1 protein-coding gene is annotated in these 341 nt (G+C 39.6%); it reads right to left on the bottom strand.

The annotated features are described in order from the left end of the window. The coding region (locus KH400_RS23155; protein WP_281418776.1) for a DNA gyrase subunit A at positions 1–341 on the bottom strand (341 nt) is incomplete at both ends.

Here is a 341-nt window from a genome sequence, read left to right as displayed (position 1 = left end):
ACCGTACGGCGTGGGTCAGCAAATTCTTTTTTAATCGTTTGAAGATTGCTCTTAATAACTTGGATAAGCTTTTTCTCACTGCCTAGAATCGCTTCTAGCTCATGAATACGGCGTTCTAGCTCAGCTGCTTCTTCTTCGAGTGTTGTAATATCCGTATTTGTTAAACGGTATAGTTGCAATGTAACAATTGCTTCTGCTTGTGCTTCTGTAAATTCAAATTGTGCAATCAGGTTATCTTTCGCATTCTTTTTATCTTTAGACGCACGAATGGTTGCAATGACTTCGTCTAGAATTGAAATCGCCTTAATGAGCCCTTGAACAATATGTTGACGGTCCAACGC

Source organism: Desertibacillus haloalkaliphilus (genome assembly GCF_019039105.1).
GTDB classification, from domain to species: Bacteria; Bacillota; Bacilli; order Bacillales; family KJ1-10-99; genus Desertibacillus; species Desertibacillus haloalkaliphilus.
The sequence above is the reverse complement of the archived record's forward strand: the minus strand, read 5'-3'. Positions and strand labels throughout refer to the sequence as shown.